Annotated in this window: 9 protein-coding genes; 4 read left to right on the top strand and 5 right to left on the bottom strand. The window is 60.4% G+C overall.

What is annotated here, in order from left to right; all coding sequences use genetic code 11:
• The first annotated feature begins 84 nt into the window (after nucleotides 1-84).
• On the top strand, nucleotides 85-1,179 hold the full coding sequence (locus Q8R81_RS02955) for a TIGR03032 family protein (RefSeq protein ID WP_305615952.1): 1,095 nt from the start codon (nucleotides 85-87) through the stop codon (nucleotides 1,177-1,179).
• Between the two features lie 141 nt (nucleotides 1,180-1,320).
• Nucleotides 1,321-4,485, top strand: a complete 3,165-nt coding sequence (locus Q8R81_RS02950; protein ID WP_305615951.1) for a DNA methyltransferase — start codon at nucleotides 1,321-1,323, stop codon at nucleotides 4,483-4,485.
• 668 nt (nucleotides 4,486-5,153) lie between these two features.
• Here the strand turns inward: Q8R81_RS02950 and Q8R81_RS02945 are convergent.
• On the bottom strand, nucleotides 5,154-6,389 hold the full coding sequence (locus Q8R81_RS02945) for a hypothetical protein (protein WP_305615950.1): 1,236 nt from the start codon (nucleotides 6,387-6,389) through the stop codon (nucleotides 5,154-5,156).
• Between the two features lie 300 nt (nucleotides 6,390-6,689).
• Between Q8R81_RS02945 and Q8R81_RS02940 the strand changes: the two genes are divergently transcribed.
• On the top strand, nucleotides 6,690-7,574 hold the full coding sequence (locus Q8R81_RS02940) for a hypothetical protein (RefSeq protein ID WP_305615949.1): 885 nt from the start codon (nucleotides 6,690-6,692) through the stop codon (nucleotides 7,572-7,574).
• Complete coding sequence (locus tag Q8R81_RS02935; RefSeq protein WP_305615948.1) at nucleotides 7,567-8,463, top strand: nucleotidyl transferase AbiEii/AbiGii toxin family protein; 897 nt, start codon at nucleotides 7,567-7,569, stop codon at nucleotides 8,461-8,463. The genes Q8R81_RS02940 and Q8R81_RS02935 overlap by 8 nt, the downstream gene beginning before the upstream one ends.
• 145 nt (nucleotides 8,464-8,608) lie before the next feature.
• On the opposite strand, the gene Q8R81_RS02930 is transcribed toward Q8R81_RS02935, so the two are convergent.
• The 4 genes from Q8R81_RS02930 to Q8R81_RS02915 form a co-directional block, all read right to left on the bottom strand.
• Nucleotides 8,609-8,782 carry a sigma factor-like helix-turn-helix DNA-binding protein gene (locus Q8R81_RS02930; RefSeq protein ID WP_305615947.1) on the bottom strand — a complete coding sequence of 58 codons (174 nt, stop codon included), beginning with the start codon at nucleotides 8,780-8,782 and terminating at the stop codon, nucleotides 8,609-8,611.
• Nucleotides 8,783-9,187: 405 nt separating this feature from the next.
• Nucleotides 9,188-9,808: an excalibur calcium-binding domain-containing protein gene (locus Q8R81_RS02925; RefSeq protein ID WP_305615946.1), complete on the bottom strand. Its 621-nt coding sequence runs from the start codon at nucleotides 9,806-9,808 to the stop codon at nucleotides 9,188-9,190.
• Nucleotides 9,699-10,472, bottom strand: coding sequence for a hypothetical protein (locus Q8R81_RS02920; protein WP_305615945.1), 774 nt, complete (start codon nucleotides 10,470-10,472; stop codon nucleotides 9,699-9,701). Before Q8R81_RS02920 ends, Q8R81_RS02925 begins: the two co-directional genes overlap by 110 nt.
• A complete protein-coding gene (locus Q8R81_RS02915; protein WP_305616095.1) occupies nucleotides 10,469-10,687 on the bottom strand; it encodes a zincin-like metallopeptidase domain-containing protein in 219 nt (72 codons plus the stop codon). Before Q8R81_RS02915 ends, Q8R81_RS02920 begins: the two co-directional genes overlap by 4 nt.
• Nucleotides 10,688-10,808 lie beyond the last annotated feature (121 nt).

Below are 10,808 nucleotides of genomic sequence, written 5' to 3'. Positions count from 1 at the left end.
TTTGTCAAATGATTCCCGCGTAAACCGTGACTGCGCTTTAAGCAAAACATTGGATTTTATATATGATTTTCGGTCTCTTAACTTATGGATGACAAGCCGCTTATCGATAGTGCTGAACAGACTTCGCCTGTTGACCATGCGGGCGAAGCATTTTCGCTTGTTACGTCACGTCATTTCCCGGAATGGCTGGCCTCGGTAAAGTATAGCCTGGCATTCACCACTTATCAGGCCGGCAAGGTGTTCTTCCTCGGCGTAAAGCCTGATGGAAAAAGCTCGGTCTTCGAACGCACTTTTGCGCGGTGCATGGGCATGGGTGTCAGCGGCAATGGCCGATCAATCCTGCTCGCTTCGGAATATCAGGTCCACCGGCTCGACAATATCCTGCCCGATGGCGCGCGCAACGCCGATGGCATGGACGCCGCGTTCGCTCCGCATCAAAGCTGGGTAACGGGCGATCTGGATATTCATGACATCGGCTTTGGCAAGGATGGCCAGCCCATCTTCATCAACACGCTGTTCAATTGCATCGCCACCGTCAGCGAAGGGTACAGCTTCAAACCGCTGTGGAAACCGCCGTTCATTTCCCGCTACGCCGCCGAAGACCGCTGCCACCTGAACGGCATGGCGCTGGAAGACGGTGCGCCGCGTTTCGTCACTGCCGTTTCGCGGTCAGACACGGCAGACGGCTGGCGTGATCGCCGCGTTGATGGCGGCATCGTGATCGATGTTGCCAGCGGAGAAATCGTCCTCGGCGGGTTGTCGATGCCGCATTCGCCGCGCTTGTATGGCGGCAAGCTGTGGCTGCTCAATTCGGGCACGGGTGAATTCGGCTTTGTTGACCAGACGGCCGGTTCCTTCGTGCCGGTTGCCTTTGTGCCGGGGTTTGCGCGCGGCATGGCCTTCGTGGCCGGCCACGCGGTGATCGGCCTTTCGCTGCCGCGCGATAACCGGACATTCTCCGGCCTCCCGCTGGAAAGCGCGCTGGCCCAGCGCGATACCGAGGCGCGGTGCGGGCTGGCCGTGATCAATCTGGAAAGCGGCGACATGACCGGCTGGGTGCGCGTGGGCGGCGTGGTGCGCGAACTGTATGATGTGGCTGCGCTGGCCGGATTGCAGTACCCCTCGGCCATTGGGTTCAAATCAAACGAAGTGAAGCACGTCCTGTCGATCGATTATTGATCGGGGTAGGGGCTTGCCTGCGTGCGGTGGCATGGCCCGCCCCGCCAGGGCAAGTGCCGACTGTGGTGGTCAAGCGAAGCTCTTGGCGATCATGCACCCCCGGTCTATGCCCGTGTGCAAACAGGGGTTTTTGTTTCAGACATGCAGATTGACGCATTCATCGGCAAATGGCTCGGCGTTACCGGCGGGGCCGAACGCGCCAACTATGCGCAGTTCATCAACGATTTCTGCTCGGCGCTCGATTTGCCTGAACCGGGCGTTGCCACCGGCGGGGTGCTGGGCCAATACCAGTTCGAAGGTCCGGTGCCCGGCGGCGGGGCAGGGGGCAGCACCGGCGCGATCGATCTGTACAAGCGCGGCTGCTTTATCCTTGAGGCCAAACAATCGCGCCTACCCGCTGCCGAAAGACTGCAGCCGCAACTGTTCGATGTGGCGCAAACCGCGCCCACATCACCCGCAGGCGCGCCCTATGACCGGCTGATGCGCGATGCTTTGTCTCAGGCAAAGCGCTATGCTGTGAACCTGCCCGGCAATCACCCGTGGCCGCCCTTCCTTATCGTTTGCGATGTGGGCCGCGCGTTCGAGGTCTATTTCGATTGGTCGGGCAACGGGCGCGGCTATGGCCATTTCCCTGATCAGCATTCCTACCGGTTCGAACTGCACCGCTTTGCTGATGCGGCGGTGCAGGATACGTTCCGCGCGATCTGGACCGATCCCGCCCGGATCGATCCGCGCGCCCGCTCTGCCGAAGTATCGCGCGGCATCGCGCGGCGGTTGGCCGATGTTTCCAAATGGCTGGAGGGCACGCAGCGCGCCCGCACCGCGCAGGCCAGCGACAGCGAACGCAGCCTTGCGATCGAGGAAACCGCACTGTTCCTGATGCGCATTGTCTTCTGCATGTTTGCCGAAGACGTGGGGCTGCTGCCCAAGGACAGCTTTTCGGGCTTTCTGGAAAAGGCCGTGGCCAATGAAGCCGCGTTCGAACCCGAACTGCGCCAGTTGTGGGGCGTGATGGGGCGTGCAGGCGGGGAACGCTATGCCTCGGCCATCGGCGGCGATGTGCGCTATTTCAACGGCGGCCTGTTCGCTTCGGCACAGACCTTCAGCCTGTCTACCGCGGATCGCGGCGAATTGCTCGAAGCGGCCAAGGCAGACTGGACCAAGGTGGAACCCGCCATCTTCGGCACCCTGCTGGAACAGGCGCTGACGGCCAGCGAACGCGCCAAGCTGGGCGCACACTACACCCCGCGCCCTTATGTGGAACGGCTGGTGCAGGCCACCATCATGGACGTGCTGGACGCCGAATGGGAGGCCATCCAGAAGCCGTCTGCCCTTCAGGAGAGAGGGTTGGGTGTGGGGGCGGCACACGCAGCGCTCGCAGTCCCCCACACCCCGGCCCTCTCCCCTGAAGGGGAGAAGGATGCCATGCTCTCCGCCGCCCACGCTTTCCACGCCCGGCTGGCATCTTTGCGCATTCTCGATCCCGCGTGCGGCACCGGCAACTTCCTGTATGTGGCGATGGAAAACCTGATGCGGCTGGAAGGGGACGTGATTGAAACGATCCGCCAGCTGGGCGGACATGCCTTGCCCAAGGTGGGGCCGCAGCAATTTCTGGGGCTGGAGCTGAATCCGCGCGCGGCGGTGATTGCCGAACTGGTGCTGTGGATCGGCTGGCTGCGCTGGCGCATGAAGAACGATCCCGCCGCCGCGCCCGAACCGGTGCTCAAACAGTTCGGCAACATCAATTTCGGCGGTCATGCGGGGTATGACGCGGTGCTGCGCCGCAAGCCCACCGGAGAGCCGGACACCGACCACCCGATGATCCCCGATTGGCCCGAAGCCGATTTCATCGTGGGCAATCCGCCGTTTATCGGCAAGGGTTCCCAGATGCGCAACGCCTTGGGCGACGACTATGTCGAGGCGCTGTGGAAGGCCAACCCGCGCGTTCCCAAGAGCGCCGATTTCGTGATGCAGTGGTGGGACCGGGCAGCAGACATCCTGCTGTCAAAGGACACCCCGCTGGCACGGTTCGGCTTTGTCACCACCAACAGTATCACCGGGTCGTTCAACCGGCGGGTAATGGAGCCCTATCTGAAAAGCGGCGATCTTTCGCTCACGCTGGCTATCCCGGATCATCCGTGGACCAAGGCAACGCGCGATGCTGCCGCCGTTCGGATCGCTATGACCGTGGCGGCGCGCGGTGAAAGCGATGGCAGTCTCGTGGAAATTACCCGAGAAGCGGGGCTCGATACAGACAATCCAGACCTAGACGAACGGGAAACCTTGGGGCGGATCAACCTCGACCTTTCGGTGGGTACTGATGTCAGCTTCGCCGTCCCCCTAAAAGCCAATAGTGGGTTATCCTGCAACGGTATGATGTTGGCGGGGATGGGTTTTAAGATCACAAAGTCCGAGGCTGAGAAGTTTATCCGCGATGATGGCGAAGATGCTCGCAAAGTGGTGCGTCCACATATCGGCGGCGGTGAATTGCTGAAGCGCCCGTTGGATGAGTATGTTATCGATTTTGCCCATTTGTCTGAAGTGCAGGCGCGCAAACGTTTTCCCGCTTGCTATCAGCACGTTTTGGCAAAGGTTAAGCCAGAGCGGGATGAAAACCGCCGACCAGCGCTAAAACGGCGCTGGTGGGTCTTCGCAGAGCCAAGATTCACCTTTCGTCCAACGCTTCTAGATATCGAAAGGTACATAGCAACAACCCGAACGGCAAAGCATCGGGTGTTCCAGTTTCTGGCAGTCGAACTTGTACCCAACCACGAAATAATTGCGATCGCCCTTGATGATGCGTTTTGCCTTGGAGTGCTGTCTTCGCGAATCCATTGCGAGTGGGCGAGGCAGACGGGTGCAACGCTTGAAGATCGGCCTCGTTATAACAAGGGTCAAGTCTTCGACCCATTCCCCTTCCCCGACGCTACGCCTGCGCAGCGCGCCGTCATTGCCGAACTGGCCGAGGAACTGGACGCCACGCGCAAGGCGGCGCTGGCCGAAGTGCCGAAGCTGACCATGACCGAGATCTACAACTTGCGCGATCGGCAGCGCGCCGGGCAACTGACCGATCTGATCGAGGTGGAGCGCGCCAGCGCCGCCCGCGTCGGCATCGTGGCGCGTCTGCACGAACAGATCGATGCTGCCGTGGCCGCTGCCTATGGCTGGCCGGATAACCTGCCCCCGTCCGAAGTGGTCGCCCGCCTCGTCGCGCTCAACGCCACCCGCGCCGCCGAGGAAAAAGCCGGCACCGTGCGCTGGCTGCGCCCCGAATACCAGCAACCCCGCTTTGGCCCGAAAGGCTGATGGGGCCTCCTTCGACAAGCTCAGGATGACCGGGCTTCGGCAAGCTCAGGATAGGCGGGGATTAAGAACCGGGGTCTGCACCGTGACCCGCTCATGCTGAGCCTGTCGAAGCACAAGCACAAAGCGCGGTTCATGCGGGAGAAGTGGTGCCCGGGGACGGAACCGCGAAAATCGCTTATATATCTGATACTTAATCGAAAGGCCGATGTGATTTTTGAGACATGCCCCCGAAAAAGCCCCCAAGAAAATTGGCCTGCATTCTGGAGCGGGTGCGATTCCAGCAGCACCCTTTGAGCTCTCTTATCACCCCGTTTGAGTCACCGATAGCATCCTTGTTACCACCTTCGAGAATATGGCTTTCAGAAGGCCGCTATCAACATCGGCATCGGGGGCTCGGCGCCGACCGGATCCGGCAAAACCGGCTGTGCGATGCGTTTGCCGGTATTGCTGATACTCGGTGGCAGGATAGAGAAGCCAGTTTCCTCGCGCTCCCGCTGCGTTCTCCGCTTAGCCAGTAATACGGTCTTTTTTCCGGCGGCGGCGGGGGTGTCCCCCTAGAGCGCCAATGGCTCTTCGCCAACGTCCCGAACCGCCATCGTGCGGCGCGCAGGCGACGCCGTCATTAAGCCCCTCGCGATGGCTCATCTCGTCGCCACCATCACAGTTACCTACCACCCACCGACGGACGGATAGAAGCCGCGATCATCGTCCTCGCCGAAGACATGTTCTGTTTCAAAAAGTGCCTCGAGTCCGGCGACAGACATTCTTTGCTCGGCCCGTTCGAGCACGTCGCGAGCCCAACGGACGAATTCAACGGTGCGGGCAGAATCGTCGTGCCCAAGCTCTGCCGTGAGTTGCGAAATTACGAGCCGCAACTGGTCGCGCCGCTCCAGGCGAGCAAACACTTCGCCGAGGACCTTGGATCGACGGTCCTCAATGTAGGCGCGCCGCTTGGCCTCGATCCGACGGCGGGTCGCCTCCTCTTCCCGAAGCCGTGCCTCTTCAGCCTTGCGGTCGTCCTCTCTCATGGCAGCGCCAAGCACGGCTATGGCGACGGCGATGTCGGCGGCCATGTTTTCAAGGCGCTGGATCTTGGCATCCTTGAACGAACGGCGGATCTGGGATGAATATCGCAGGTAAACGTCCATTTCGAACGCCACCTGGCCTGTCGGACTGTGATCCCATTCGGGCCATGGATTGCTGAAGGTAAAGCCGACAATTGAATCCAAGCTGTTCCGCGCCCAGCGGCGGTCCCGTTGCTTGCGCCGTTTCTCCTCGTCGGCCAGCTCCTGTTCCGTCGGCACGTGCTTCGATCGCTTTACAGCCTCCTTGAGACTGAAAGGTATCGTCACCACACCGTCGGTGAACGCAGCCCGCTCACCTTTGCCGCTCAGCTCAAACCCTTGCAGCCGGGCAGCAGCGACAATCCGATTCAAGCATGTCTCGATCCGGTCGATTGATGCCGACGCAATCTCGATGGCGATAAGACCGTGTTGTGAAACCGAAACCAGCCCGAACGGGCTCGGCTTTGCCGTCCGGAGCTTGGCGATGGATTTTGTGACGATGGGATGCGCCGGCGCGTCTGCTGCAACCTCGACTTCCGATGCGCGGATACGGGCCTGCTCGCGCGCGCTTGCGATCTCGTCCGGCTCCCTGCGTAATTCGCCGCCCGCAATCACTACGGTATCCGAAATCCCGGATTTCAGTTTGGGCAATGGCGTTCGCTTCACCTTGTGCCCGGCGGCGTGCTTCGCCCACCAACCCAGTGGTGGATTGGGGATGTCATGCTTTCGGCAAATTTTATGCAGCGCCACATCTGACAGACTGAAATCCTTGGCGAGATGCGTCAATGGCTTGGACCAGACGAGCTCGTAGAATTCCTCGCGGGTATAGCGCTGCTTCATGTGGCCTCCGGAGCGCACTTGATTGATTTGATTTGCCGATGGAAATGTCTTGATACTGTGGGTTCACACCTTGAAATGCTATATCTGCACAGGTGGCGCGAAGCGCCATTTCATGTTTGGCGTAGAAGGTAAGGTGTCCTGGTGTTTTTCCAATTTTGACATCGGCGGCATGTCATACGTCCTAAGGACGTATGACATGCCGCCGTGCATAAGTCAACGCGACTGAGTTCTTGCGAAGGTCTAGACATGGCATGCACCACCGGTTATACGTCCTAAGGACGTATAACCGGTGGTGCTGCATTGACTTACTTTAGCCAAGCAATCGCGCAGGCGATCGAAGACAGTGGCTTGCCACTCGTCACTGAATTCTCGCTTTATCGCCTTGCATCACCCATCGTTGAAACTGGGGAATATGCGGGGCGTAAAGTCAGTCGTGTGCCATCTTTCTGGCATGCGCAACAGGCGAGAGCAATGATCCGAACGCTGGCAAAGCGCAAAGCCCTGGTCCCCGACGACGATTTTCGGACCGGCGTCTGGCACGTCGTAGGCGCATTGCAGTCAGCAAGCGCTGAAGAGGCGATCTGTCTGGTGGATCCATTCGCTTACATATCCCACCTTTCAGCTATGCATCGCTTTGGCATTACAGAGCGCGCGCCTGAGAGTTTGCATATAACGACGCCAAGCCGAGCCTTGTGGACGGTTCTGCGTGAGGAAAAGACGCAGATGCTATTTGGAGATCGCGCACCCGGCGAAGTCCCGACCCTAGCCCGAATTGGCTGCGCGCCAATTGTTCGCCGTCGTCCTGTTGTCGTCCATGAAAGCAAGCACCCTGCAGAGCCGACCCCCCTCGCAGACAACCATGCCCGGATCGCTCCAATTGGACGAATATTCTGTGACATGCTCGACCAGCCGCAGCTTTGCGGCGGAATGCATCATGTGCTCGACTGTTTTGACAGGCATGCGGAGAATTGGCTGGAAGACATCGCTACCGCGGTGGACAACTTTGACAGCCCGATTGTCAAAGTTCGGGCTGGCTACATTCTTCTGGAGTGGCTCGAACTGGAGTGTGACGCTGCCGCGAAATGGGTGCAGTTTGCCCAGCGCGGCGGCTCGCGTAAACTCGATCCGCACGCACCGTATGGCGCGACGTTTTCGGAAAAATGGATGATTGCCCTCAATGTCTGAACACGAGGATGCCTCTGTCGATGTGGTTGATGTCGACGTCCGAGGCTGGGTCGATGCTGCACGAAGTGATCCCCAACTTCATCGCGACAGGCAAGTCACAGAGATAGTCCTCGCTGCGATTGGTCTGGCGCCCACCCTGAAGCAGAGCCTTGTTCTCAAGGGAGGGACACTGATGGCGATCGCATTTCACTCGGCTCGTGTGACAGGTGATGTTGACTTCACCGCCATGGGACCGCCTGACGGCTTCGACATATTGCTACGCGAAGAACTGGATAAGGCTCTTCCGCAGGCAGCGATCCGTCTTGGTTACCTTGATCTCCTTTGCAGGGTGCAGGGAGTGAAGCGACGACCACGCCCGGAACTCTTCGAAGAAGCGGACTTTCCTGCCCTGGAAATTCGGATCGGATCGGCTCAGCGCGGATCCGCACAGGCAGAGTTGCTGGCAAAGGGCAAAGCGGCACGTACCCTGTTGATTGAGGTGAGTTTCCGAGATCAGGTATATGCGTTTCAGGAGCTTCACCTGACCCATGCCAATATCGGTGTTCAGGCATTCACGATCGAAGAGTTGATCGCCGAAAAATTGCGGGCACTGCTTCAGCAGCCCATTCGTCGACGCAATCGACGGCAAGACGTATACGACATTGCGTTTTTGCTGCGGGAAAACCACCCTTCCGCCGAGGCGAGAGCGGCAATTCTCGAAACGCTGTTAGAGAAGTGCAAGTCGCGTGGCTTGTTGCCGAACGCAGCTTCTCTGGACAATCCTGAAGTTCGAGAACGCGCCCAAATGGAATGGGAGACGTTGCGCCTCGAACTTGCCGATCTGCCGCCCTTCGACGACACGTTTGCGGTCGTGGCAGAATTCTACAAGTTGCTTCCCTGGCCGGAATAGTGCTGCGCCTTGCTCGGGGAGGCGCCAGGCGATGCTTCTGCGCATTTGAACTTCGTGACAGCCGCTTCGAGCGTCCGATGTAGGGTGGTGGAACCCGCGTCCTTGCCGAAACGGGCGGTCCAAGCCATCGCATAGTGCTAACCCGCTAGGGATCGGCGGAGCGGACAAGCGCAATCAGGATTTCGGCAAAGGCAGCTTCCACCGTGGCGGGTGAGTACCCGAGCCGCTCCGCAGTCTGCATGATCGACAGATTCTCGAATCGCAAGAGCCGGAAGACCTGCTGGTGAAAGGGGGGCAACGCATCGACGGCTGCCTGCATGGCCTTGCGGCGGCGCCAGGCGGTCCAACGGGCTCGGGGAGAAAGTCTGCGCAGGAAGCGAAGTGGGGCAAGGGACATGAGAAACCTCCTGCCGTCTGCCATCTTGCCATGATGGTAAGTGCAGCGGCGCAAAGGCCGTCCCGCCCGGTCGGAAAGGTTGGTGTGCACCCCAAGGGCCGCAACGGTAGTGGAGGACCCGGCGCAGCCGGGTTGCAGCACCGACTGGACCGGGCAAGACCGGCTTAGCGCTGCGCTTGCGGAGACTCCGGCAAGGCAAGCGGATCAAGGGAGAAATCGGCTTAGGCCGCTTGCGCTAACCGTGGTCTGTACTTTTCCAGGCAATGGAATCACCCGACGAAAGGCTGGTTCAAAAATCCAGTGAGGCAAAGGTCATCGGCTGCACGGTCAATGGTACGGCTCGCATGCGACGCCATCGCCATCTCCGTCGAGGCCCTCACGATAGCCCGGCTCGCCCAGATAGATTGGCGCGGTACCCGCCGCGCGGGCCGCATCGCACCGTGACCAGTAGTCACCTCCTTGCGGCGCGCGTTTACGCGCAAAGCCCAGGCTGACGGCCGCGACATCAAGCTTGTCGTACCACCGGGCGTCATGGCGAGAGACCCCACGCCGAACAACAGACCGCCACCGGCGGCAAGGCCCAGAATCTGGGCCACACTCCAGCCACGTCGCGGCGCGCGTTTCGGAGAGGGCACACGGCCTTTGCGAGGGCGGGAGCGCCGGGAGGGGATGCCGTGGATTTGCGCCATGCGCCCAAACTAACGCACTGATCGTAAACGGGTGGTAACCCGCAACGATCGCGGCAGCGACCGTTCGTGCAAGCCCCGAGGGTGGCTGAGGGTGGGCAGGAGTACGGCCGCCCACAAGGGGCGGTCTCCATCGCTGGCTTGCATAGCTGTCAGAACGCGAATGCACCCTGACCGCTGGCCGTGACGAATGTTTCGGCCTCGCCCGCAGCGTCGCGCTCGCGCCCGGCTTCGGTCCAGTGCAGGAACCCGGCGCGATCATGGGCAAGCCAGCCGCTTTCGATGCCGTGGATCAGGGCCCATGCCACGTCGTTGGCAGCGAGCGCCGGGTGATTGATTGGCCAGTGCGCGGGAGCCTTGCCCGGCTGGCAAGGCATCGGGCGTGAAAAGGCCAGCAAGCCGCACCGCTCGGCAGGCTCAGCCGCATTCATCGCCCCCATGATCGTGCGAGCTTCGCTCACCGAAAGATAGCCTTGCCGCTTTCCGCCGTGGGCCGAATAGGAAAGGCCATAGGCAACGGCGCGGGCGATATCTTCGTCGGTGGTAAAGCGCCGCGTCTCGAGCAGCGCGCGCCATTGCCCGGCACTGACCAGATCGACGGCATGCCACCACAGGCCGGTGTGGGCATTGCTCACGCCATAGGCATTCGGTGCGCCACCGGGAGCAAGCGCGATGCCCAGCACCTCCTCGACGTGACGCACAAAGGGATGATCGGTGAGCAGCGGATGCATCAGACCGATACGCCGGGGCGCTTCACCAAGTCCTGCACTGACCTCGATCGGAAACCGAAAGAGCCGCGAAGGGAGGTTCCACGGATGGGAGAGCTGAAAGTCGTGCGGCACGGACAGGCTGCGGTTGAGGTCGAGAACGTAGGTGGAGGCGGCGAGGCCGCGCTCCACGATCAGGGTGTCGAGATTGTCTATCACGCGGCCTCCTGCTGCGCAGCGGGCTTTGCCAGCGTGTGGAGAAAGGCAACGGCACGCTCGGCATGGGCGGCAGCCTGCACGATCGCGCGGCGGTCGTTCTTCAGAACCTGAATCCAACTTCCAAGGTAAGCAGCGTGATCGGCGCGCGGCTCCAATGCCAGACCAAGGTCGGCGGCCAAGAAAGCGGCGCCAAGCTCTGCTACATATCCTGACAGTCAAGTATGCTGCGAGGCTTTTGCTTAATACATCACTCCCTACCTTTCAGGTAAGATGCGTATTCCCACTTGGGCTGGTTTTCGAGGCACGTCTGCTAAAAGCCCTTGCGGAAATTGAGTG

It is taken from the genome of Novosphingobium sp. (genome assembly GCF_030696665.1).
Taxonomy (GTDB): domain Bacteria; phylum Pseudomonadota; class Alphaproteobacteria; order Sphingomonadales; family Sphingomonadaceae; genus Novosphingobium.
The sequence above is the reverse complement of the archived record's forward strand: the minus strand, read 5'-3'. Positions and strand labels throughout refer to the sequence as shown.